The 23,738-nt window shown below is 65.0% G+C and carries 20 protein-coding genes; 6 read left to right on the top strand and 14 right to left on the bottom strand.

Going from position 1 to position 23,738, the window contains the following annotated elements:
- Positions 1–7: 7 nt before the first annotated feature.
- Positions 8–943 carry a lipid A biosynthesis lauroyl acyltransferase gene (locus tag ACOIX3_RS16695; protein ID WP_420970926.1) on the top strand — a complete coding sequence of 312 codons (936 nt, stop codon included), beginning with the start codon at positions 8–10 and terminating at the stop codon, positions 941–943.
- Between the two features lie 130 nt (positions 944–1,073).
- Here ACOIX3_RS16695 and ACOIX3_RS16690 read toward each other — a convergent pair whose 3' ends face one another.
- The 7 genes from ACOIX3_RS16690 to ACOIX3_RS16660 form a co-directional block, all read right to left on the bottom strand.
- Positions 1,074–2,183 (bottom strand): polyamine ABC transporter substrate-binding protein, encoded by a 1,110-nt coding sequence (locus ACOIX3_RS16690; protein WP_420970925.1) that lies wholly within the window; start codon positions 2,181–2,183, stop codon positions 1,074–1,076.
- Between the two features lie 6 nt (positions 2,184–2,189).
- Complete coding sequence (locus ACOIX3_RS16685) at positions 2,190–3,359, bottom strand: aminotransferase (protein ID WP_420970924.1); 1,170 nt, start codon at positions 3,357–3,359, stop codon at positions 2,190–2,192.
- Positions 3,360–3,367: 8 nt separating this feature from the next.
- Entirely contained in the window at positions 3,368–3,697 is a 330-nt protein-coding gene (locus tag ACOIX3_RS16680; RefSeq protein WP_420970922.1) for a rhodanese-like domain-containing protein, read from the bottom strand.
- A 137-nt stretch (positions 3,698–3,834) separates the two neighbouring features.
- A complete protein-coding gene (locus ACOIX3_RS16675) occupies positions 3,835–5,760 on the bottom strand; it encodes a potassium transporter Kup (RefSeq protein ID WP_420970921.1) in 1,926 nt (641 codons plus the stop codon).
- A 154-nt stretch (positions 5,761–5,914) separates the two neighbouring features.
- Positions 5,915–7,849, bottom strand: a complete 1,935-nt coding sequence (locus tag ACOIX3_RS16670) for a potassium transporter Kup (RefSeq protein WP_420970920.1) — start codon at positions 7,847–7,849, stop codon at positions 5,915–5,917.
- A 111-nt stretch (positions 7,850–7,960) separates the two neighbouring features.
- Positions 7,961–8,791 carry an OmpA/MotB family protein gene (locus ACOIX3_RS16665; protein ID WP_097672457.1) on the bottom strand — a complete coding sequence of 277 codons (831 nt, stop codon included), beginning with the start codon at positions 8,789–8,791 and terminating at the stop codon, positions 7,961–7,963.
- A 28-nt stretch (positions 8,792–8,819) separates the two neighbouring features.
- Positions 8,820–9,593, bottom strand: a complete 774-nt coding sequence (locus tag ACOIX3_RS16660) for a motility protein A (RefSeq protein WP_029078588.1) — start codon at positions 9,591–9,593, stop codon at positions 8,820–8,822.
- Positions 9,594–9,865: 272 nt separating this feature from the next.
- Here ACOIX3_RS16660 and ACOIX3_RS16655 point away from each other — a divergent pair, with 272 nt between their 5' ends.
- Both ACOIX3_RS16655 and ACOIX3_RS16650 read left to right on the top strand, forming a co-directional pair.
- Positions 9,866–10,846 (top strand): NADPH:quinone oxidoreductase family protein, encoded by a 981-nt coding sequence (locus tag ACOIX3_RS16655; RefSeq protein WP_420970919.1) that lies wholly within the window; start codon positions 9,866–9,868, stop codon positions 10,844–10,846.
- 616 nt (positions 10,847–11,462) lie between these two features.
- A complete protein-coding gene (locus tag ACOIX3_RS16650; protein ID WP_420970918.1) occupies positions 11,463–11,696 on the top strand; it encodes a hypothetical protein in 234 nt (77 codons plus the stop codon).
- 23 nt (positions 11,697–11,719) lie between these two features.
- Here ACOIX3_RS16650 and ACOIX3_RS16645 read toward each other — a convergent pair whose 3' ends face one another.
- Complete coding sequence (locus ACOIX3_RS16645) at positions 11,720–12,991, bottom strand: NAD(P)/FAD-dependent oxidoreductase (RefSeq protein ID WP_420970917.1); 1,272 nt, start codon at positions 12,989–12,991, stop codon at positions 11,720–11,722.
- Complete coding sequence (locus ACOIX3_RS16640) at positions 12,991–14,655, bottom strand: thiamine pyrophosphate-binding protein (RefSeq protein ID WP_420970916.1); 1,665 nt, start codon at positions 14,653–14,655, stop codon at positions 12,991–12,993. Before ACOIX3_RS16640 ends, ACOIX3_RS16645 begins: the two co-directional genes overlap by 1 nt.
- Positions 14,656–15,518: 863 nt before the next feature.
- On the opposite strand from ACOIX3_RS16640, the gene ACOIX3_RS16635 reads away from it, so the two are divergent.
- Positions 15,519–17,009 carry a methyl-accepting chemotaxis protein gene (locus tag ACOIX3_RS16635; protein ID WP_420970915.1) on the top strand — a complete coding sequence of 497 codons (1,491 nt, stop codon included), beginning with the start codon at positions 15,519–15,521 and terminating at the stop codon, positions 17,007–17,009.
- Between the two features lie 24 nt (positions 17,010–17,033).
- On the opposite strand, the gene ACOIX3_RS16630 is transcribed toward ACOIX3_RS16635, so the two are convergent.
- The 5 genes from ACOIX3_RS16630 to ACOIX3_RS16610 form a co-directional block, all read right to left on the bottom strand.
- The gene (locus tag ACOIX3_RS16630; RefSeq protein WP_420971743.1) at positions 17,034–18,179 is read right to left on the bottom strand and encodes an acyl-CoA dehydrogenase family protein; all 1,146 of its coding nucleotides are present in this window, start codon (positions 18,177–18,179) and stop codon (positions 17,034–17,036) included.
- A gap of 73 nt (positions 18,180–18,252) precedes the next feature.
- On the bottom strand, positions 18,253–19,080 hold the full coding sequence (locus tag ACOIX3_RS16625) for an SDR family NAD(P)-dependent oxidoreductase (protein ID WP_420970914.1): 828 nt from the start codon (positions 19,078–19,080) through the stop codon (positions 18,253–18,255).
- A 221-nt stretch (positions 19,081–19,301) separates the two neighbouring features.
- Positions 19,302–19,709, bottom strand: a complete 408-nt coding sequence (locus tag ACOIX3_RS16620; protein ID WP_420970913.1) for a MaoC family dehydratase — start codon at positions 19,707–19,709, stop codon at positions 19,302–19,304.
- A complete protein-coding gene (locus ACOIX3_RS16615) occupies positions 19,706–20,137 on the bottom strand; it encodes a MaoC family dehydratase N-terminal domain-containing protein (protein WP_420970912.1) in 432 nt (143 codons plus the stop codon). Before ACOIX3_RS16615 ends, ACOIX3_RS16620 begins: the two co-directional genes overlap by 4 nt.
- An 8-nt stretch (positions 20,138–20,145) precedes the next feature.
- Entirely contained in the window at positions 20,146–21,330 is a 1,185-nt protein-coding gene (locus ACOIX3_RS16610; RefSeq protein ID WP_420970911.1) for a lipid-transfer protein, read from the bottom strand.
- A 42-nt stretch (positions 21,331–21,372) separates the two neighbouring features.
- Here ACOIX3_RS16610 and ACOIX3_RS16605 point away from each other — a divergent pair, with 42 nt between their 5' ends.
- Both ACOIX3_RS16605 and ACOIX3_RS16600 read left to right on the top strand, forming a co-directional pair.
- Complete coding sequence (locus ACOIX3_RS16605; protein WP_420970910.1) at positions 21,373–22,218, top strand: TetR/AcrR family transcriptional regulator; 846 nt, start codon at positions 21,373–21,375, stop codon at positions 22,216–22,218.
- Positions 22,148–23,704 (top strand): acyl-CoA synthetase, encoded by a 1,557-nt coding sequence (locus ACOIX3_RS16600; RefSeq protein WP_420970909.1) that lies wholly within the window; start codon positions 22,148–22,150, stop codon positions 23,702–23,704. Before ACOIX3_RS16605 ends, ACOIX3_RS16600 begins: the two co-directional genes overlap by 71 nt.
- Positions 23,705–23,738 lie beyond the last annotated feature (34 nt).

Raw genomic sequence — 23,738 nt, 5'->3', positions numbered from 1 at the left:
TCATCAGATGAAACGCCTGCTCCTTCGCGCCCGCGCGCATCTGCGTGATGCCGCAAAACCTGTGACCGATGCGGCGATCGGCGGGCTGACGATCGGCCTGCTGCGCACCACGCGCTATTTCGATCCGGAGAAGACCGCGCGGTTCTTCGGCCGCGCCGCGCATTTCATCGGCCGCCGGCTGCGCGAGGATCGCATCGGCCGCGAGAATCTCACGGCCGCCTTCCCGGAAAAGTCACCGCAGGAGATCGAAGAGATCCTTACCGGCGTCTGGCACAACCTCGGCCGCATCGGCGCTGAGTTCGCGCACATCGACCGCATCTGGGACCACGATCCCCGGAATCCCGACAAGCCGGGTCGCGTCGAATTCTCGGCGCGCAGCAAGCAGCTGTTCGACCAGTTGCGTGACGACGGCAAGCCGGCCTTGTTCTTTGCCGCACATCTCGGCAACTGGGAGCTCTCTCCGATTGCCGCGGCGGCGCACGGGCTCGATGCCACGATCCTGTTCCGGCGGCCGAACATCGAAGCCGCCGATCGCGCCATCGAACGCATCCGCGCAGTCAATCTGGGCACGCTGGTCCCGGCCGGCCGCGACGCGCCGCTCAAGCTGGCGCAGGCGCTGAAGAACGGCCAGCACGTCGCGATGCTGGTCGACCAGTATTTGACCAACGGCGTTCCCGTCACCTTCTTCGGCCGCAAGACCACCGCGAACCCGCTGCTGGCGCGCCTGCGCCGGCAGATCGACTGCCCGATCCACGGTACCCGCATCATCCGCCTGCCCGACGGTCGCTTCCGCGGCGAGGTCACCGAGGAAGTGAGGCCGGTGTTCGACGCATCCGGCCAGATCGATATCCAGGGCACGATGCAGGCGATCACCGACATCGTCGAGGGCTGGGTCCGCGAATATCCGGATCAGTGGCTCTGGCTGCACCGGCGCTGGCGGTAAGAGTTCAACGCTTTCTCCGCGTCATTGCGAGGGGCAAAGCGACGAAGCAGTCCACGCTTCAACGATCGCGGCGAGATGGATTGCTTCGCTGCGCTCGCAATGACGGCTCATACAGCCGTGGCGCTTCGCGTCACTTCCCGGTCTTCACGCGCGTCCACAGCCGATTGATGATCCGCTGCGTCGCCGGATCGCGCGCCGTGATCACGAACAGCTTCTTCTGCATCGCCTCGTCGGGATAGATGTTCTTGTCGTTGAAGATCTTTGGATCGATCAGCTTCTGGCTCGCCAGATTGCCATTGGCATAGGACAGGAAGTTCGAGTTCTTTGCTGCAACGTCAGGACGGTAGAGGTAGTCGATCAGCTCATAGGCCTCGGCGACGTTCTTTGCGTCCGCCGGAATCGCGAGATTGTCGAAGAACATCTGCGCGCCCTCCTTCGGGATCGTGTAGCCGATCTCGACGTCGGTCTTGGCTTCGGCCGCGCGGCTGCGCGCCTGCATGATGTCGCCCGACCATCCGACCACAAAGCAGATCTCACCCGAGGCCAGCGCGCTGAGATATTCGGATGAATGGAATTTGCGCACATAAGGCCGGATCTTGATGACGAGATCGGCGGCCTTCTCCAAGTCAGCCTGTTTGGTCGAGTTCGGATCCAGACCGAGATAGCTCAGCGCCGCCGGCAGGATGTCGTCGGCGGAATCCAGCATGTGGATGCCGCAATCCTTGAACTTGGCGAGATTCTCCGGCTTGAACACCATGTCCCAGCTGTCGATCCTGGCATCGGGCCCGAGGATCTTCTCCGCCATCTTGACATTGTAGCCGATGCCCGTGGTGCCCCACATGTAGTTGGCGCCGTAATTGTTGCCGGGATCGTAGGTCGCGAGCTGACCGGTCACCACGGGCCACGCATTGGCGAGGTTCGGCAGCTTCGACTTGTCGAGCTTGAGGAACACCTTCGCGGTGATCTGGCGTTGCAGGAAATAGCCGGTCGGCACCACGACGTCGTAGCCTGACTTGCCCGCGAGCAGCCGCGTCTCCAGCGTCTCGTTGGCGTCGAACGTGTCGTAGACGACTTTGATGCCGGTTTCCTTGGTGAAATCCTCGAGGACTCCCGGCGCCATGTAGTTCGACCAGTTGTAGAAGTTGACCGTGCGCTCCTCCGCGCTGGCGGAGGCAGCGAACAACAGAACCGTGGCGATCGCACCGACAAGGTTGACGAGACGACGGCTCTGCTTCTGCATTCTGGTCTACCTCTTGCGACGATGCACTGCGTCGGACAGCCGCTCCAGCGCGGTGTCGAGCGTCGAGTCCTTCTTGGCAAAGCAGAAACGCACGACCGACGTCACCGCATCCTGCTCGTAAAACGCCGACACTGGAATAGCCGCGACCTTGTAATCCTGCACAATTCGCCAGCAGAACTCCGCGTCGGTCTCATTCAGACCAAGCGGCGACAGATCGACGGTGAGGAAGTAAGTCCCCTGCGACTTCAGCACCGGAAAGCCGATGCTCTCGAGCCCCTTGGTGAGGCGGTCGCGGCTGCGCGCCATGTCCTTGCGCATGTCGAAGAAATAATCGTCCGGCTTGCTGAGGCCGTACGCCACCGCCGCCTGCAGATTGGGCGCCGTCGTGAAGGTGAGGAACTGGTGCACCTTCGCAGCGACGCGCAGCAGCGGCGGCGCGGCGCAGACGAAGCCGATCTTCCATCCGGTCAACGAGAAGATCTTGCCGGCGCTGCCGACCTTGATGGTGCGGTCGCGCATGCCCGGGATCGTGATCAGCGGGATATGCTCGCGGCCGTCGAACACGACGTGCTCCCAGACCTCGTCGCAGATCGCGACTACGTCGAACTCCTGGCAGTACCGCGCCAGCAGTTCGAGATCCTCGCGCGGATAGACCACGGCCGCGGGGTTGAGCGGATTGTTGAACAGCACCGCCTTGGTCTTGTGGTTGAAGACGCTGCGCAGCATTTCTTCGTTCAACCGCCACTCCGGCGGCTCGAGCCGCAGCAGCCGCGGAATGCCACCGGCCTGGCGGATGATCGGCAGATAGGAATCATAGACCGGCTGGAAGCACACCACCTCGTCGCCGGGCTCGACCACGGACAGGATCGAGGACGTCAGCGCCTCGGTGCCGCCGGAGGTGACCATCACCTCGGTCATCGGGTCGAGCTTGAGCCCGTGCCAGTGGCCGTAATGCGACGCGATCGCCTGACGGAGTTCCGGTATGCCCATCATCGACGGATATTGGTTGTAGCCGTTGATGGACGCGTCCGCGGCGGCGCGGCGGATGTCCTCCGGTCCGGGATCGTCGGGAAAGCCTTGGCCGAGATTGATGGCGTTGTTGTCGCGCGCAGCCTGCGACATCGCCTCGAAGATCGTGACGGGAAGGTCCGCGAAGACCTTGTTCATGGAGGTCATGTCAGGGATCAGCCGCCGGTCTTGGTGGGCAGTCCCGCCGCCTTCCAGCCGATGATGCCGCCCGCCAGATGCTTGTCGTAGGGCAGGCCCGCGGCCTGGGCCGCCAGCGAGGCCGTCACCGAGCGCTTGCCGGAGCGGCAGGCGAACACCACCTGCTTGCCCTGCGGATCGGGAATCGCTGATGGATCGAACGTCGATAGCGGCACCACGACGCCATCGGTATAGGCCTCGACGGCGACCTCGTTAGGCTCGCGAACGTCGACCAGCAGATAGCGGCCTTCCGCTATGCCTTTCGACACCTCGTCCGGAAACAAATCTTCCACCTTGTGGTCCGCCACGGAAATATCCTCCCGACATCAGCTTGGGCGAGCGTCGCACGGCTCGCCGGTCCGGGCCGCAAAGTCGCCTCTCGCGCGGAGAAAATCAAGCACCCGAAACGGGTTAGATGCCGCGCAGAAACGCTGGATCGTGGACCCTAGATCGTGACCTGTGTGCCGACCTCGACCACCCGCCCGGTCGGTATCTGGAAATAATCGGTGGCATCGTTCGAGGAGCGGCTCAGCGCGATGAACAGATGGTCCTGCCAGCTCGGCATGCCCGAATGCACCGCCGGCTTTAGTGCGCGGCGGGACAGGAAGAACGAGGTCGACATGATGTCGAATTGCCAGCCGAGCTTGCGGGCGATCGCCAGCGTCTTCGGCACGTTCGGCTGCTCCATGAAACCGAACTTCAGCGTCACTTTGGAGAAAGTCTCGGTCAGCTGCTCCATCCGCACCCGCTCGGACGGATCGATGCGCGGCGTCGGCGCGGTCTCGATGGTCAGGATGACGTTCTTCTCGTGCAGCACCTTGTAGTGCTTGAGGCTGTGCATCAGCGCGGTCGGCGCGCTGACGGGATCGCTGGTCAGGAACACAGCCGTCCCGGAGACGCGCTGCGGCGGCCGCTTCTCCAGCATCGCGACGAGATCGGCAAGCGGGAATTCCAGCTTGCGCGACTTCTCGAACAACAGCCGGCTGCCGCGCCGCCAGGTGTACATCACCACGATCATGACCCCGCCGAGCGCAAGCGGCACCCAGCCACCTTCGAACACCTTGAGGAGATTGGCGGCCAAAAACGTGATGTCCAGGAACAGGAATGGCGCAACCAGCGCGGCGGCAGCGATCGGCGACCAGCGCCAGACCCTCCAGATCACCACGAAGCCCATCATTGCCGTCACCACCATGGTGCCGGTCACCGAGATGCCGTAGGCCGAGGCCAGCGCGCTCGACGAGCGGAACATCAGCACCAGCACGATGACCGCGATGAACAGGAACCGGTTGATGCGCGGCATGTAGATCTGGCCGGAATGCGCCTCCGACGTGTGGCGGATTTCGAACCGCGGCATCAGGCCGAGCTGGATCGCCTGCCGGGTCAGCGAGTAGGCGCCGGTGATGACGGCCTGGCTCGCGATCACGGTCGCCATGGTGGCAAGCGCGACCATCGGGATCAGCGCCCAGTCCGGGAACATCAGGAAGAACGGGTTTTCGATGCCCTTGGGATCGCCAATCAGCAGCGCGCCCTGCCCGAGATAGTTCAGCGCCAGCGACGGCAGCACGATGAACAGCCACGCGGTCTGGATCGGGCGTTTGCCGAAGTGACCGAGGTCGGCATAGAGCGCCTCCGCGCCGGTCACCGCGAGGAAGACCGCACCGAGCGTGATGAAGCCGATCACACCGTGATGCAGCATGAACGACACCGCAAGGATCGGGTTGAACGCGTACAGCACCTCGGGGTGCCGCACGATCTGCGGCAGCGCCGCGATCGCGATCACGGCGAACCACACGCACATCACCGGGCCGAAGAACGCGGCGACGCGCGCGGTGCCGCGCGACTGCACCGCGAACAGGACGACCAGGATCACCACCGTGAGCGGGACGACATAGGGATCGAATGTCGAGGTGACGAGCTTGATGCCTTCGATCGCCGACAGCACCGAGAGCGCCGGCGTGATGACGGCGTCGCCATAGAACAGCGCGCCGCTGATGATGCCGAGCAGCACGATCGCGGCTCCGCCCCTGGTGACCGCGCGTTGCGCCAACGCCATCAGCGCCAGCGTCCCGCCCTCGCCATTGTTGTCGGCACGCAGCAGGATCACGACATATTTGAGCGTGACGACCACGATCAGCGCCCACAGGATCAGGCTGAGCACGCCGAGCACCGCATGCGCCGTCACGGCGCCCTCGCCACCGGCAGCCGCGACGACGGCTTCGCGCAGCGCATACAGCGGGCTGGTACCGATGTCGCCATAGACAACACCGATGCTGCCGAGCATCAGCGCCTTGAAGGTGGCGGTTGAATGCGCCTCGCCATGGCCGCTTGCCGCGGGCGTTTCCGCCGCGGTGATCGCACTCTCGGATGACATGGGAAGCTGCGCCTCTGTCTTCTGCCGCACTGCACAATGCCGGGTCGCAGGCCTATACTCCCGGCAGGAATGCATAGGTTAGCCCGGATTCAGGCCTCCGCCATGCATATCACGCATAGATCACGGCTTTTCAACTGTCGAATCCGCTGCCGCATCAAATAGTTACCTGAGTACCCACTTCAACGACCCGGCCGGTCGGAATCTGGAAATAGTCGGTGGCATCGTTGGCGGACCGGCTCATCGCGATGAACAGGTGGTCCTGCCACTGCGGCATCCCGGACTGGGCGGACGGCTTCAGCGACCGGCGCGACACGAAGAACGATGTCGACATGATGTCGAACTGCCAGCCGAGCTTGCGCGCGACCGCGAGCGCCTTCGGCACGTTCGGCGATTCCATGTAGCCGAAGCGCAGCCGCACCGCGGTGAACTTGTCGCTGACCTTCTCCATGGTGACGCGCTCCGACAGGTCGACGCGCGGTGTCGGTGCGGTCTCGATGGTCAGGATCACATTGTGCTCGTGCAGCACCTTGTTGTGCTTGAGATTGTGTAAGAGCGCGGTCGGCACGAAGCTGGGATCGCTGGTCAGGAACACCGCGGTGCCCTTGACGATATGCGGCGGCCGCTTCTCCAGGCTGTGGATCAGGTCGCGCAGCGGCACCTCGATGCGGCGGGTCTTGGCGATCAGGATTGCAGCGCCGCGACGCCAGGTCCAGATCATCGTCGCCATCACGACGCCGAACAGCAGCGGCACCCACGCGCCCTCGAACAGCTTCAGGAGATTGGCGCTGAAGAAGGTCATGTCCACGATCACGAACGGCAGGATCAACGCGGCGGCCGACGCCACGCGCCAGTTCCACAGCTTCCAGATCACGATGAAGCCCATGATGCCGTCGGCGACCATGGTGGTGGAGACGGCGATGCCGTAGGCCGAGGCGAGCCCGCTCGAGGTGCGGAACAGCAGCACCAGCAGCAGCACGCCGATCAGCAGCAACCGGTTGACCCGCGGCAGGTAGATCTGGCCGGCATGGGTCTCCGAGGTGTAGCGGACCTCGAAGCGCGGCAAGAGCCCAAGCTGCACCGCCTGGCTGATCAGCGAATAGGCGCCGGTAATGACGGCCTGGCTCGCGATCACGGTGGCAGCAGTGGCGAGCCCGATCAGCGGCAGCAGCAGCACCTCCGGCACCATGCGATAGAACGAGTTCTCGATCGCGGCCGGATCGGACAGCACCAGCGCGCCCTGCCCGAAATAATTCAGCAGCAGCGAGGGCAGCACGAAGAACAACCAGCCGGACTGGATCGGCTTGCGGCCGAAATGCCCGAGGTCGGCGTAGAGCGCCTCGCCGCCGGTCACCGCGAGGAACACCGCGCCCAAGGTCACCAGGCCGACGGTGCCGTGGGTCAGCAGGAACTGGATCGCGTAATACGGATTGATCGCCGCCAGCACCGACGGATCGTCCATGATGTGGAGCAGCCCCATCACCGCGAGCGAGGCGAACCACACCACCATCACCGGCCCGAAGGCGGAGGCGACACGCGCGGTGCCGGTGCGCTGCACCGAGAACAGCAGCACGAGGATCAGGATCGTCAGCGGCACCACGTAGTGCTCGAGATGCGGCGTGGCGAGCTTGAGGCCTTCGACCGCCGACAGCACCGAGATCGCCGGCGTGATCATGGAATCGCCGATGAACATCGAGGCGCCGACCACGCCGAGCGCGAGCAGCGGCCAGCTGCGCCGTCCGATCGCGCGCTGGCCGAGCGCCATCAGCGACAGCGTGCCGCCCTCACCATTGTTGTCGGCGCGCAGCAGCAGCAGGACGTATTTGGCGGTGACGACGGTGAACAGCGCCCACAGAATCAGGCTGAGCACGCCCAGCACCATGATGCGGGTCACCGGCTGGCCGTGCGCGGCGCCGCCGACCGCCTCGCGGAATGCGTAGAGCGGCGAAGTTCCGATATCGCCGAACACCACGCCGATGCTGCCCAGTGTCAGGGCCCAGAAGCCGGAGGTGCCTTGGCCCTTGCCTTGACCTGTTCCTTGGCCCGCGCCTTGGGTTTCCTGGGCTTCGGTGGATGAGACGCTGACAGCCATGGCGAGGTTGGAACGCCCGATCGGTTGATTTGATCCGCGCGGCTATCGACGCTTCCGCCCCGCCTGTCAACCAAGCAGCACGGCCAGCGACGGTAGCATGGTAACCCGGAGCTACGGCTTCAGATCCGGCGGCAATGGCGGATTTTCCCGCATCAACGTGATGGTCACGCGACGGTTCGCCGGCAGCGTCGGATCGTCGGGAAACAGCGGCTGGCCGTCGGCCTTGCCGGAAACCGCGAAGATGTGGGACGGCGGCAGCCCTTCCCGTTCCAGGATCTGCCGCACCGCATTGGCGCGGTCCGCGGACAGGTCGAAGGCGTCGTAATCGCTGCGCGCCGGCACGAAGCCTGCGGCTGTATGCCCCACGATCGCGATCCGCAGCGGCGTCGCCTTCAGCGGCGCGGCGAGCTTCTGGATCAGCCGGCGGGTGCGCTCATACGGCTCCCTGGAGCCGTCGGCGAACATCGAGCGGCCGTCCTGATCGACGATCTCGAGGTTGAGCCCCTCCTTGGTCTCCTCGAACATGATGTTCTTGGAAATCTCGGTCAGCTCCGGCATGTCCTGCAGCGCCTGGCGCAGCGAGGCGGAGGCGAGCGCGAATTCGCGGTCGATCTTCAGCCGCGCGCCGTTGATCTGGCTGCGCTCCTTCTCGTCCGGCGTCGGATTGGCGGAGGACTCTTCCGGCGAGATGTGCTCGACATTCTTGAGCTTCGGCCGGGTCGGCAGGCCGTCGGACTCGACGATGCCGGAATAGCGCACATTGGTCTGCACGCCGAAGGCGTCGCGCATCGAGCCCGCGACGATCTTCAGCTTGTTGTTGTCCATGGTGGAGAACGCGACGAGCATCACGAAGAAGCTCATCATCAGGCCCATCAGGTCGGCGAAGGTCACGAACCAGCCGTGACCTCCGGTATGGGCGTCGCCGCGCTTTTTCTTGGCCATCGCTGCGTTTCCCGAAAGCGCCAGCCGGTCAAGCCGGAACCGGCTCGCCTTCCTCGTTGCGATGCTTCTCCGGCAGATAGGCCAGCAGCATCTCGCGCACCAGCGCCGGGCTCTTGGAATCGCGGATCATCAGGATGCCGTCGATGATCAGCGTGCGGTTGGTCTCCTCGTCGAGCAGCTTGCCGTGCAGCTTGTCGGCGATCGGAAGACAGAACAGGTTGGCCACCAGCGCGCCGTACAGCGTCGCGAGCAGCGCGGTCGCCATGAACGGGCCGAGCTTGGAGGGGTCGGTCATGTTGGCGAACATCTGCACCATGCCGATCAGCGTGCCGATCATGCCGAAGGCCGGCGCGCAGTCGCCGATCGCGCGATAGATCTTGCTGCCCTCGTCGAGGTGCATCAGGAAATTGTCGCGGTCGCGCTCCATGTTGTCGCGGATGAATTCGAGGTCGTAACCGTCGGCGACGTAGCGGATGCCCTTGGCGAGGAACGGCTCGTCGGTCTCGACCTTCTCCAGGCCGACCGGGCCCTGCTTGCGGGCGATCTCGGCGATGCGGGCGAGCTCGTCGACGAGGTCGCGGGCCGACAGCCGGCTCATCGTGAAGGCAAACTTGGCGCCGAGCGGCAGCCCGTGCAGCATCACGCCGAGCGGAAAGCGGATCATCGTCGCCGCGATCGAGCCGCCGAAGATGATGATCATGGCATGTTCGGAGATGAACATGTGCAGGTCGCCGCCCATGAACATCATCACCGCGATGACGATGATGCCAGCCAACAGCCCGGCGCCAGTCATGATATCCATAGGAGACTCCAACGCGTACGCTACCTGCCCGTCCTGGACGGCGCGCAGCCCAGTGCGGGCCGCGTGGAAAACCCTAACGTTAACGCCATTAAGGACGCGTTACCGAATTTGGTAGGGATAACAACGGGTAAACGTCTGCCTTTTCGCGATGTCGTTGAAGATGTTGGCTTTCCGCATGGGACGCCGTCGCTGCATGCGCAAAAGACCTCCCCGTAGAACAACGGACATGGGATAGGTTCGACCAGAGGAAACGAACAAGCGAGCGAGACAGGATGAAGGCGGTCGTCGTCGAGCAATACGCACCCATCGATCAGATCGGGCTGAAGCAGATCACCACGCCCGAACCCGGCCCCGGACAGATCCGCGTCCGGGTCCACGCCGCGAGCATCGGCTTCGTCGATGGGCTGAAGGTCGAGGGCCGCTACCAGACCAAGGATGCCCTGCCCTTTACGCCGGGTGCGGAATTTGCCGGCGTGGTCGATGAAGCCGCGAGCGACGTCGCCGGCATCACGCCGGGCATGCGGGTGATGGGCGCGGCGCGCTCGGGCGCGCTGGCCGAGTACATCGTGGTGCCGCCTGCCGCCGTCGAGGTCATGCCCGACGGCCTGTCGATGGAGGCCGCCGCGGCCTTCCGCACCAACTACCTCACCGCGCTGTATGCACTCGCCGAGCGCGGCTCGCTCAAGGCCGGCGAGCAGCTGCTGGTGCTGGGTGCCGCCGGCGGCACCGGCATCGCCGCGATCCAGGTCGGCAAGCTGCTCGGCGCGCGCGTCATCGCCGCCGCCTCGACCGACGAGAAGCGCAACTTCGCCGCAAGCTTCGGCGCCGATGCCGTCGTCGACTACACCAAGCCCGATTGGCGCGATGCGCTGAAGGACGCAACCGGCGGCCATGGTCCCGACGTGATCTTCGATCCGGTCGGCGGCGAGGTCTCGCTGCAGGCGTTCCGCTCGATCGCCTGGAACGGCCGCCATGTCGTGGTCGGCTTTGCGGCAGGCCAGATCCCCGCTCTGCCGTTCAATCTGCCGCTTCTGAAGGGCGGCCTCCTGATCGGCGTCGACGCCGCCCAGATCGCGCGCCGCGAACCCGAGGCGCAGGCGCGCGTGATGACGCAATTGTCGGCATGGCTGAACGACGGCCGACTGACGCCTGTGGTCGGCAAGGTGTTCGAGCTTGAAGATTTCCGCGCGGCGTTCACGACGATGCAGACCCGCGCGGCGCTGGGCAAGATGGTGGTGCGGATCGGATCGTGAGAGAGGCACCGCTATCGTCCCATCTTCCCTGCGAAAGCAGGGACCTATAACCACAGAGTTGTGTTGCTGAGATGAGCTGTGGCCACAGCTCTGCAATCCAATTCGCATTCGTGGTTATGGGTCCCGGCTCAAGGCGGGGACGACACCGAAATTGTTGCACGGTCTGTGAGTCATGTTTCCGCGTTCTCGCGACATGAATTGTCATCCGGGACCTGGCCACGGACATACAGAAGCGCGAATTGTTCACCAAGCTCGCCGAACATCGTGCGGCCCTCGCAGCGGAAGTCGAGAAGGCCATCGCCGCGTCTGGCAGGGAAGGCGAAGCCGTCTAGTGCGGCATGGACCGGCTTGTGTCACCGGCGTAGTCCCAACACTCCTATTGGATCGCAGGAACCAACGCCGCAGCGGCGCATTATTATTGCACCCCTTGGTTGAAAGGTAGTATCTCGCCAGTATCGGCAGACGCGCCGATCCTGGCGCGTTGCCTGTCCACCGAGAGGAATTTAGCCGTCATCTGTTGAATTTCAGGATCGTTCATCTTGGCACTTTTTGCATATCGAGCGTCGAGCACGACGTCCCGATCGCGCAGGCGGAGCACCGCCGCCGGAGACGCGCGATGAAGACGGACAAGGCCATCTGGTACGTCTCGTTCGCCGTAAGAAGCCCTGACGCCGGACACCACCGCTGCGCGCGCCAGACCCGCACCTTCACGACCGAGCAGGCCGCCAAGGCGTTTGCGCGCACCCTGCTCGATCAGACTCAAGACGTCAGCGCCGGAACGATCAATCCGCACACGCCGAGACGCGTGATCGCGCCGGCTGCGATCACGGCCTGGGCCGGCGAGAATTGAGGTCTGTGTGTCCCCGCGGCGTCCTACAGGAAGCGTGACGGCGCGAACGGCTGCAGCGGAATCTCCGGCGCCTTGCCGCTCAGCAGTTGCGCGACCAGCCGACCGGTGCGGGCCGAGCCGACCAGGCCGACATGGCCATGGCCGAACGCATAGACCACGTCGCGCGAGGCGCGGCTGTGGCCGATGCAGGGCCGCCCGTCGGGCATGCTCGGGCGATGGCCGAACCAGGTCTTGATCCGCGAAGGTGGAATGTCCTTCGGCAGTTTCGGGAACATACTGAGCAGATGCTGGCGCAGGATCTCGGCGCGCTTCCAGTTCGGCTCGGCGTCGAGCCCCGCGATCTCCACGGTGCCAGCGGCGCGCAGGCCTTTGTCGGTCCAGTTGACCACCATCTTGGCGTCCGAGGCCATCATCGAATTGCGCGGCCCGGATTCCGGATTCTCGATCATGACGTGATAGCCGCGCTCGGTCTCGAGCGGCAGCGGATCGCCGATCGATGCGGTCAGCTGCTTCGAGCGCGCACCGGCGGCGACGACCGCCGCATCGCAGGCGATCTCGCCACGCTCGGTGACCACGGCGACCAGCCTGTCGCCCGCGAGCTTGAGACCTGTGGCCTTGGCGGCGACGCGCTCGGCGCCGCTCGCGATCGCGTGCGCGGCAAGCGCTGCGACGTAGGCGCCGGGATCGCGGCAGCGGCCGGCCTCCTCCACCACCACGCCGAACTTGTAGCGTGGATGCAGATCGGGCTCGCGCTGGCGCATCTCGTCTTCATCGAGCTCCAGCCATTCGATGCCGACGCGCTTGCGGATGCGCCAGCCGAGGTCGCGGTCGAACGGCGCGCGCGAGGGAAACACATGCATCACCCCGCGCCGCTCGATCAGCTCGCCCACGCCGGCTTCCTCGGCGAGTTGCCGGTGCAGCAGCGGCGCGTCCTTGAGCAGATCGCGCATCGCGCGAGCGGTGGCCTCGACCTGCGCCTCGGTCCGGCTCGCCAGCAGATACTTGACCAGCCACGGCAAGGCTTTTGGGAGATACGACCAGCGGATCGCAAGCGGCCCGAGCGGATCCATCAGATAGCCTGGCACCTTCTTCCAGGTGCCCGGCTCGGCCGGCGGGATCACCGAATGCGACGACAGCCAGCCGGCATTGCCGTAGCTCGCGGCCTGGGTGCCGCCGGGCTCGCCCGGGTCGATCAGCGTGACTCGGTGACCCGCGCGCAGCGCCTCGATGGCCGAGATCACGCCGACCGCGCCGGCGCCGATGATCGCAACATGACGGCCGGTGGACTCAGGCATTACTGCGCCACGCGCTCGGGCACAAAATCCTTGCCGACCGACAGCGCGCGCTGATCGACCAGGCAGTGCAGGATCGCGGGCTTGCCGGACGCCAGCGCCCGCTCGAACGCCGGCGCGAAGTCTTCGGTGCGCTCGACCCGCTCGCCATGCCCGCCGAACGCCTTGGCATAGAGCGCGAAGTCCGGGTTCTTGAGCTGGGTACCGACGACACGGCCGGGATAGTCGCGCTCCTGATGCATGCGGATGGTGCCGTATTGCGCGTTGTCGATGACGACGACGATCAGCGGCGCGTCATACTGCACGGCGGTGGCGAACTCCTGCCCGTTCATCAGGAAGCAGCCGTCGCCGGCGAATGCGACGACGACGCGATCCGGATGCTGCCGCTTGGCCATCACGGCCGCCGGCACGCCGTAGCCCATCGAGCCTGAGGTCGGCGCGAGCTGGGCTGCGAAAGTGTGGAAGCGATGGTGGCGATGAATCCAGCCGGCGTAATTGCCGGCGCCGTTGCAGACGATCGCATCCTTCGGCAGCCGATCGCGCAGCCAGGTCACGACCTCGCCGTATTGGAAATGGCCCGGCAGCTCGCGCGGCTTCTCGGTCCAGGCAAGATAATCCGCGTGCGCCTTGGCCGCCTCGCCCTTCCAGGCGGGCGCGGCTGCGGGCTTCATGCTCTCGACCGCGGCAGCGAAGGCCGCAGGCGTCGCCTGGATCGCCAGCGCCGGCTGGTAGACGCGGCCGAGCTCTTCGGAGCCCGGATGCACGTGAATGAGCTTCTGGCTCGGCACCGGAATGTCGAGCAGCGTGTAGGACGAGGACGGCATCTCCGACATGCGGCCGCCGATCAGGAGAATGACGTCGGCGCCGGTGAAGCGATCCCTGAGCTTCGGGCTCGGGCCGATGCCGAGATCGCCGGCATAATGCGAGTGGTCGGCGTCGAACAGCGAGGCGCGGCGGAACGAGGTCGCGACCGGCAAGTCGAAGCGCTCGGCAAAGCGCGCAATGCTCCTGGCAGCCTCTTGTGTCCAGGCCGAGCCGCCGAGCACCACGATCGGCGCCTTGGCGCCGGCGAGCATGCTGCCGAGACGCTCGAGATCCGACGGCGCCGGCCAGGTGACCGCAGGCTCGACCTTCGGCGCGTCGGCAACCGCTGCGGTTTCAGTCAGCATGTTCTCCGGCAGCGAGATCACGACCGGACCGGGGCGGCCCTGCAGCGCGACGCGGAAGGCGCGCGCGACCAGCTCCGGAATGCGGTCCGGACGATCGATCTCGACCGCCCATTTCGCCATGGTGCCGAACACCGCCTTATAGTCGAGCTCCTGGAACGCCTCGCGCTCGCGCATGCCGGTGTCGACCTGGCCGACGAACAGGATCATCGGGGTGGAATCCTGCATCGCGATGTGCACGCCGTGCGCGGCGTTGGTCGAGCCCGGGCCGCGGGTGACGAAGCAGATGCCGGGACGCCCGGTGAGCTTGCCATAGGCCTCCGCCATCATCGCCGCACCACCCTCGGCGCGGCAGATCACGACGTCGATCGGGCTGTCATGCAGGGCATCGAGCGCCGCCAGATAGCTCTCGCCCGGCACGCAGGTGACGCGCTCCACCCCTTGCGCGACCAACTGGTCGATCAGGATCTGGCCTCCGGTGCGGGCGTTGCTTTTGGTCATGAGGGCTCCCTGCGGCATTGGCGCGCGCTCGCGGCTCGCGCGGAACGTGGTCCGACGGGGGTATGATAGACGGGATTATGGCGCAAGGCCGAAGCCGCCTCTCGCGGGCGAAGCGGGGTCAAGCCATGCGATAGGCAATGGGCATCGCCCTTTCGTCATCGATTTCCGCAGAGCGGACGATCGCCGGCGGGATCGTCGCGGCTCGGCTGGAGAGCAGGCAGGTAACCCTCCGCCGATTTCAGAGCGCCCATGCCGTCAGCGTGCGGATGACATGTTCCGTCGCCGGCCGGCAAGTTCGATCCGGTACCGCGGCGCCCGGATCAACCAGTGCGTGTTTCTTTCAACAGCAACATCATCGGCGATGCGGCAGCCTCGCGGTCATCACGCGGCACCGACCGCCGCAGCAGCGCGCATGCGGGAGAGATGATCCGCACGCATCGCAAAGACCGACGGCGCGCGGCTCGCGTGACAACAGCGTGGCACAAACTGCATGAACCATCGCGTCATATGCACGATAACAATCATTCGAAGCGCGCGTGGGTGCTTCCGTAAGACTACGGTGCAGCGATCGGTCGCTTCGCACCATTCGATGCAGGATGGCGCGGATTTCGCGGCAAATCGCCGTCTTGCGCGTCGATATCGGTTGCACTCATTGCACGCATCGCGCGGTCGGTCTTGCGCGATCGTGCGCGGCACACTGCATGCACTTCTTGATGGAACTCGAATCGCCTACGGTTTCGTACAGTCACAGATTGTAAATCGTGCATCGCACCTGCCCGCCGTCCCGCGGCGGAAGGCGTTCTGCTGCCGATCAGGTGCGTCGTTTTGCGTTCACCAATTTATATCAATGCTGGAGGCAATGCATGTTGGGGATGAAGAGCGTCGCAAGCGTGATCGGCTCGGACAGTTCTTACCGGCTGTTCGACGATATGCCGATCAGTGTCATGCTCTGCGAGCTGGACAATTTCAGGATCACCTACATCAACGAGTCGACGCGGCAGAATCTGAAGAAGATCGAGCATGTTCTGCCGGTGAAGGTCGACGCGCTGATCGGACAATCGATCGACATCTTTCACAAGAACCCGCAGCATCAGCGCCGGCTCTTGTCCGATCCGAAGAATTTGCCGCACAGGGCGCGCATCACCATCGGCGGCGAGACACTCGATCTCACCGTAACGGCGATGACCAATTCACGCGGCCGCTACACCGGGCCGATGCTGACCTGGGAACTCGCGACCGAGAAGGCGCGGCTTGAAACCCAGACCGAGCGGCTGTTGCAGATGCTCGACAACATGCCGATCAACATCATGATGTGCGATACCGAGTTCAACATCACCTACATCAACCAGACCAGTCTCAAGACGCTCGACACCGTGAAGCATTTGCTTCCGGTGGAGCCGGACAAGATCCTCGGCAACTCGTTCGACATCTTCCACAAGAACCCGGCGCATCAGCGTCGCATCGTCGGCGATCCCAAGAATCTGCCGCACGCGGCCAAGATCAAGCTCGGTCCGGAAACGCTCGACCTGCGGGTTTCCGGGCTGACCGACAAGCGCGGCAACTATACTGGCGCGATGCTGAGCTGGTCGGTTGTCACTGGCAACGTGAAGCTCGCCGACGATTTCGAAAAGGACGTGAAGGGCCTTGCAGGGATGCTGGCATCGGCCTCGACGCAAATGCAGGGCACCGCGCGATCGCTGACGACAACAGCCGAATTCGTCAATCAGCGCTCGGCGAGTGCGGCGTCCGCGTCCGAAGAGCTGTCGTCCTCGGTCAACGAAATCAGCCGCCAGGTGGCCGAAGCGAGCCGCATCGCCCGCATGGCGGTCGAGGAAGCCGAGAAATCCGACAGACTGGTCGCGGGCCTCGTGACCATGGCGCAGAAGATCGGCGACGTGGTCGCGCTGATCAGCCAGATCGCCGGCCAGACCAACTTGCTCGCACTCAACGCCACGATCGAGTCCGCGCGTGCCGGCGAGGCCGGACGCGGATTTGCCGTCGTCGCCTCCGAGGTGAAGGCGCTGGCCAACCAGACCGCCAAGGCCACCGAAGACATTTCGGCGCAGATCAACGAGATGCAGGCCGCGACCGGCAACACAGCCACGGCGCTGAAGGCGATCTCGCACGTCATCGTCCAGATCAGCGAGATCTCGACCGTGATCGCCAGCGCCGTCGAGGAACAGGCCGCGGCCACCAAGGAGGTCACCGCCAACATCAACGGAACGACCAAGGCGATCGACGATGCCAGCAAGGCCGCAGAGAACGTTTTGGCGGCCTCCGGAGAACTCGCCAGCAACGCGTCCGAGCTGGAAGTTCAGGTCGACAAATTCCTGAAGAACGTGCGCGCGATGTAATGCGGCCGAGGTCGCGCGCTTGCCCTACAGCGAGCGCGCGATCAAAACCTTCATGATCTCGTTGGTGCCGCCATAGATCTTCTGGATGCGGGAATCGATGAACATCCGCGAGATCGGGTATTCCTGCATGTAGCCGTAGCCGCCATGCAGCTGCAGGCATTCGTCGGCGGTCTCGACCTGCTTCTGCGAGCACCACCATTTCGCCATCGACGCTGTCACGGTGTCGAGATCGCCGGCGACAAGGCGGTCGACGCACCAGTCGACGAACACGCGGGCGATCATCGCCTCGGTCTTGCGCTCGGCGAGCGTAAACGCGGTGTTCTGGAATTCGATCAGCGGCTTGCCGAAGGCGGTGCGCTGCTTGGTGTATTCGGCGGTGATCTTCACCGCGCGCTCCATCGAGGCGACCGCGCCGATCGCAAGCGACAGCCGTTCCTGCGGCAATTGCTGCATCAGCTGGACGAAGCCGTTGCCCTCCTCATTGCCGAGCAGGTTTTCCGGCGGCACCGTGACATTGTCGAAGAACAGCTCGGACGTATCCGAGGCGTGCAGGCCGATCTTGTCGAGGTTGCGGCCGCGCCGGTAGCCCTCCGCGCCTGCGGTTTCAACGACGATCAGCGAGATGCCTTTCGCGCCCGGAGCACCGGTACGCGCGACGACGATCACAAGGTCCGCAGCCTGGCCGTTGGTAATGAATGTCTTCTGGCCGTTGATGACGTAGGAATTGCCCTGCTTCTTCGCCGTGGTCTTGACGGCTTGCAGGTCAGAGCCGGTGCCGGGTTCGGTCATCGCGATGGCGCCGACCATCTCGCCCGACGCCATCTTCGGCAGCCAGCGCTTTTTCTGCTCCTCGGAGCCGTAGTTGACGATGTAGTGGGCGACGATCGCGCTGTGTACGGAGACGCCGGTGGTCAGCTCCGGCACCGTGCTCTCGAGGTCATCGAGCACGGCGGCATCATAGGCGAAGCTGGCGCCCAAGCCGCCATAGGCCTCCGGCACGCTCGGCAGCAGTGCGCCCATCTCGCCGAGCGCGCGCCAGGCGGAGCGGTCGACCAGCTTCTGCTCGCGCCATTTCTCGGCGTGCGGCAAAAGATCCTTGGCGAGGAATTTGCGGAACTGGTCACGGAAGGTGTCCAGCTCCTCGGTCATCCAGGACGATCGGTAGTGCATCATTCCCCCATCGTGATTTTTGACGCGTTTTCTTGACGCGAACCGGCGTCCACTTCGCTCGAAAACGCTATGGTCAGATCAGAAGGCCGCCACCGGCGACGATCACCTGACCACTGATGTAGTTCGATTCCGGAGCGCAGAACAGATAGACCGCGTCGGCCGCCTCTTCCGGGGTGCCGCCGCGGCCGAGTGGGATCATCCGGCCCATCGCCTCCAGCATCTGCGGCTGGACGCCGACCTTGATGTCGCGGCCGGCGACGTCGATGGTCTTCTGCTGGGTCTCGATCGGCTGGGTCAGGCGGGTGTTGATCAGGCCGAACGCCACGCAATTGACGTTGACCTTGTAGCGGCCCCACTCCTTGCACATCGTGCGCGTCAGCCCGATCAACGACGCCTTCGCCGAAGAATAGCTCGCCTGCCCGGCATTGCCGTAGAGGCCGGCGATCGAGGAGATGTTGACGACCTTGCGGAACACCTCGCGGCCGGCCTCGGCCTCCCTTTTCGCCATCACCCGGATCGGCTCCGATGCCGCGCGCAGAATCCGGAACGGCGCGACGAGATGGACGTCGAGCATCGCCTGGAACTGCTCGTCCGACATCTTCTGGATCGTCGAGTCCCAGGTGTAGCCGGCATTGTTGACGATGATGTCGAGGCCGCCGAATGTTTCGATGGCCGCACCCACGAAGCGATCGGCAAAGCCGGTCTCGACCACGCTGCCGTTGACCGCGATCGCCTCGCCGCCCATGGCCTTGATCTCGGCGACGACGGCATTGCCCGGCTCGGCGTCGAGGTCGTTGACCACGACCTTCGCGCCCTCGCGCGCGAGCTTCAGCGCAATCGCGCGCCCGATGCCGCGGCCGGAGCCTGAGACGAGCGCGACTTTGCCTTGCAGTTTCGACATCAGATTCTCCCTAGAACAACATCATTTTCCGCGGGCTCGGCTCCGCCTCGCCCCGCTTGCGGGGAGAGGCCGGAACGCATCGTCAGATGCGTTCCGGGTGAGGGGGAGCTTCCGCGACTCCTGTTGTCACCGTGTGTGCGGAGACAGCCCCTCACCCCACCCCTCTCCCCGCAAGCGCGGGGCGAGGGAGCGCAGTTTCTTCGTGGCGACAGGTCACCACCCTACAGCGCGATAACCGCTTCCCCCGCGAGCTTGATCTCGCCGTTCTGATCCTTGGTGGTGAGCGCGAGTTTCGCGCGTTTCTCGCCGCCCTGCTCGATCAGCTCGGTCACCGTGCCCTCGCAGGTTAACGCGGCGCCGAGCTGGGTGATCGCGGCAAAGCGGGTCGAGAACGAGCGGATGCGCGACGGGCTGACCGCGTCCGTCAACGCCTGGCCGAGATAGCCCATCACGAGCATGCCGTGCGCGAACACGTCCGGGAATCCCGCCGCCTTCGCGAAGTCGATGTCGACATGGATCGGGTTGTGATCGCCGGAGGCGCCGCAGTACAGCGCGAGGCGATGGCGGGTGATCGGCGGAAATGCCTTGTGGACGATGCGGTCGCCGACCGACGGAGTGCTGCTGCTCATGACGGCCTCGCATTGCGCACCACGATGGTGCGCGAGGTATCGGCGACATGCACGCCGGCCTGGTTGGTGACCGCGGTCTCGACCACGATCAGCGTCATCGCCCCGCCCTTCTTCTCGGTCACGCTGGTCACGCGCGGCCGGAACGTCAGGGTGTCGCCGACCACCACGGGGGCGTGATAGTCGAAGCGCTGCTCGCCATGCAGCACGCGGGCGAGATCGATGCCGAGCGCGGTCAGGAACTCGAACGGCTCGGCCGCGTCCATCATCTCCAGACAGAACAGATAGGTCGGCGGCACCGGCGCCGTTGCCCCGTCGCGATAGACCGCATTGCTCTCGCCGAGCGTGTCGAGGAAGAAGCGCAGGCGCCCCGGCTCGACGCGCGCGGTCACGGGCGTAAACGCGCGCCCAACGGCGGATTGATCGACCATGGGCGGCCTCAGGTGCGTTCGTAGAGCGTCACGACGCAGGCGCCGCCGAGGCCGAGATTGTGCTGCAGCCCGAGCCCCGCGCCTTCCACTTGCGTCGCAGCCGCCGTGCCGCGCAGCTGCCGGGTCAGCTCATAGCACTGCGCGAGGCCGGTGGCGCCGAGCGGATGGCCCTTCGAGAGCAGGCCGCCGGACGGATTGGTGACGATCCTACCGCCATAGGTATTGTCGCCGTCATCGATGAATTTCGCGGCCTCGCCCTCGCCGCACAGGCCGAGCCCTTCATAGGTGATCAGCTCGTTATGGGCGAAGCAGTCATGCAGCTCGACGACGTCGAGATCGTTGGGGCCGATGCCGGCGGCCTCATAGACCTTGCTCGCGGCATCGCGCGCCATGTCGTAGCCGACCACCTGCATCATGTCGGACGCACCGAAGGTCGAGGGCGTGTCGGTCGTCATCGCCTGCGCGGCGATGCGGACGCTCTTGTTGAGGCCGTGCTGGTCGGCGAACTTCTCCGAGACCAGGATCGCTGCGGCGCCGCCGCAAGTCGGCGGGCACGCCATCAACCGCGTCATCACGCCGGGCCAGATCACCTGGTCGTTCATCACGTCGTCGGCGGTCACTTCCTTGCGGAACAGCGCCAGCGGGTTGTTCTTGGCGTGACGGCTCGCCTTGGCGCGCACTTTTGCAAACGCAGACAGCGGCGTGCCGTACTTCTTCATGTGGCTCAAACCCGCACCGCCGAAATAGCGCAGCGCCAGCGGCACGCCGGGGGCGTCGACCAGCTTGTCGGCGGCCGCATCGAAATCGTCGAACGCGCTGGGACGGTCGGTGAACACGGCCCCTAACGCGCCGGGCTTCATCTGCTCGAAGCCGAGCGCCATCACGCAATCGGCCGCGCCCGACTCGATCGCCTGCCGCGCCAGGAACAGCGCGGTCGAACCGGTCGAGCAGTTGTTGTTGACGTTGACGATCGGGATGCCGGTCATGCCGACCGGATAAAGCGCGCGCTGCCCGCAGGTGGAGTCGCCATAGACATAACCGACATAGGCCTGCTGCACACGGCCGTAATCGAGCCCGGCGTCAGCGAGCGCGAGCTTCGCGGCTTCGGCGCCCATCACATGGTACGGCGCATTGGCGCCGGGCTTGACGAACGGGATCATGCCGACCCCGGCAACATAGGTGCGTGACGTCATCGCGTGTCCTCCCGGAAATACCCACTGGACTATTTGTTACCCATGGGTAATATACGGGCGACCTTCCGGAGTCAATGCGACAACAGCCACGCGATGGACGCCCGCTTCCCCCTTTCCAACACCGAGTCGCCCTGGCTGCCGTTCGAGAGCCGGCGCCGCGCCCGCGACGAGAAGCGCGAAGCCGTGCTGCGCGCCGCCGTGCAACTGTTCCTCGAACAGGGCTATCACCGCGCCACGCTGAATGACGTCGCCAAGCGGCTCAACATCACCAAGCCCGCGCTCTATAATTATTTCCGCGGCAAGGACGAGATCCTGTTCGAGTGCTGGTCGATCGGCCACGAGCTGGTCGACGACTGCATTGCCGAGACCTCGGCCGGCAGCGGCAGTGGCCTCGACAAGCTGCGCAAGCTCACCATCCGCTATGCCGAACTGATGACGACGGACTACGGCAAGAGCCTGGTCCGGTTCGATCTTCGCGATCTCAGCGAGCATAACCGCAAGATCGTGCAGACCGCGAAGCGGCGGATCGACCGCGCCTTCCGCGACTATATCGCTGCCGGCATCGCGGACGGTTCGGTGAAACCCTGCGACCCGAAGCTCGCGGCGTTCGCCATCGCCGGCTCGCTGAACTGGATCGGCCACTGGTTTCAACCCGGCGGTGAGCTGACCGGACACGCCGTCGCCGAGGAATTCGCGATCCGCCTCACCGAGGGGATTGCCACGACATCAATGCGCAAAGCAGCCGTTCCGGCTGCAGAGAAGGCGGGCAAACCGCCTCGCAAGCGAAACGTGGGAAACGCATCAAGGGAGGACGGGAGTGAACATCACACACGGGCTGCGGCGGGCACTGCAGGTCAATCCAAACGGGCTCGCGGTCGTCTGCGGTGAGCGGCGGCGCAGCTGGCGCGAGGTCGGCACCCGCGTCGCCCGCCTCGCCTCAGCGATCTGCTCGCTTGGCGCCGGCAACGGCGACCGCGTCGCGATCCTGTCGCTGAACTCCGACCGCTATCTCGAGCTGTACCTCGCCGTCGGCTGGGCCGGCGCCGTGATCGTGCCGCTCAACATCCGCTGGTCGCCGATCGAGAACGAGGACGCGCTGCGCGACTGCCGCGCCACGATCCTGTTCGTCGACAGGGCGTTCGCGCCGGTCGGCACGACGCTGGCGAACGCCCTCCCCGGATTGAAGTTGATCTATTCCGACGAAGGCGAGACGCCTGCGGGCATGGAGAACTACGAGACACTGATCGCGCGCAGCGAGCCCATTCCGGACGCGATGCGCACCCGCGACGACCTCGCCGGCATCTTCTACACCGGCGGCACCACCGGCCGCTCCAAGGGTGTGATGCTGAGCCACGGCAATCTGATGGCCAATGCGCTGAACGCACTCGGCGAAGGCCTGTGGCCGGGCACCTCGATCTACCTGCATGCGGCGCCGATGTTTCATCTCGCCAATGGTGCGGCGATGTATTCGGTGCTGCTGTCCGGCGGCTCCAATGTCGTGATCCAGGGCTTTACGCCCGACGGCGTCGCAAGTGCCGTGCAGAAGGAGCGCATCACCGACGTGCTGCTGGTGCCGACCATGATCCAGATGTTCGTCGATCACCCGACGCTCGGCACTTACGACCTCTCGTCGCTGAAGCGGATCTCCTACGGCGCCTCCGTGATCAGCGACGCCGTGATGATGCGCGCCATGAAGGCGCTGCCGCATGTCGAGTTCACTCAGGCCTATGGCATGACCGAGCTGTCGCCGATCGCGACACTGCTGCACTGGAAGGAACATATCGGCGACGGCCGCGCCAAGGGCCGGCACCGCGGCGCCGGCCGCGCGACGCTTGGCGCCGAGGTCAAGATCGTCGATGCGGAAGACAAGGTCGTGCCGCTCGGCACCGTTGGCGAGATCGCGGTGCGCGGCGATATGGTGATGATGGGCTATTGGGAGCGGCCCGAGGAGACCGCGCGCGCCGTGATCGACGGCTGGATGCACACCGGCGACGGCGGCTACATGGACGAGGACGGCTTCGTCTACGTCGTCGACCGCGTCAAGGACATGATCATCTCCGGCGGCGAGAACGTCTATTCGGCCGAGGTCGAGAACGCGCTGGCGCAGCACCCGGCGGTGGCGCAATGCGCCGTGATCGGAATCCCGAGCGAGCGCTGGGGCGAGCAGGTCCACGCCGTCGTGGTGATGAAGAGCGGCGCCGACGCCACACCGGAAGAGCTGATGGATCACTGCAAGGCACTGATCGCCGGCTACAAATGCCCGCGCAGCGTCGACATCACGGCAACTCCGCTCCCGCTCTCCGGCGCCGGCAAGATCCTGAAGCGCGAGCTGCGCAAGCCGTATTGGGAGAACCGGGAGCGGCGCGTGAGCTGAGGCGCGCCCCCATCAGGGCGCAGCCATAGCCTGA

The organism is Bradyrhizobium sp. B120, assembly GCF_049075665.1.
Classification (GTDB): Bacteria; Pseudomonadota; Alphaproteobacteria; order Rhizobiales; family Xanthobacteraceae; genus Bradyrhizobium.
The sequence above is the reverse complement of the archived record's forward strand: the minus strand, read 5'-3'. Positions and strand labels throughout refer to the sequence as shown.